This window comes from Cognatundibacterium luofuense (assembly GCF_018139685.1).
In the GTDB taxonomy this organism is placed as follows: Bacteria; Pseudomonadota; Gammaproteobacteria; order Burkholderiales; family Burkholderiaceae_D; genus Undibacterium; species Undibacterium luofuense.
Window position 1 is genome coordinate 1 of sequence record NZ_JAGSPN010000125.1, and the last position, 482, is coordinate 482.

Genomic DNA, 482 nt, shown 5'->3' on the forward strand with positions numbered 1-482 from the left:
TTGTGTTTCATGTCGATATCGATGCCTGCGTCTTCTGCATATTTGAGCAGTTTTTCGCGCGACAGCAAATCCCACTCACGCCAAGGCGCGATGATTTTCACGCCTGGCATCAGTGCATACGCACCGAGTTCAAAACGTACCTGATCATTGCCTTTGCCAGTCGCACCGTGCGAGATCGCATCGGCACCGGTTTCTTTCGCGATTTCGATCAGGCGTTTTGCGATCAGCGGACGTGCAATGGACGTGCCCAGCAGGTATTCGCCTTCATAAATGGTATTGGCGCGGAACATAGGGAAAACAAAGTCACGCACAAATTCTTCGCGTACATCGTCGATGTAGATGTTTTCCGGTTTGATACCGAATTTCAAGGCCTTGGCACGTGCCGGTTCCAGTTCTTCACCCTGACCCAAATCCGCAGTGAAGGTCACGATTTCACATTGGTAATTGTCTTGCAGCCATTTCAGGATAACGGAGGTATCCAG

At 50.4% G+C, this 482-nt stretch carries 1 protein-coding gene; it reads right to left on the reverse strand.

Annotated elements, in window-relative coordinates:
- A partial coding sequence (locus KDM89_RS19640; RefSeq protein WP_212689576.1) for an argininosuccinate synthase domain-containing protein occupies positions 1–482 on the reverse strand: 482 nt, incomplete at both ends.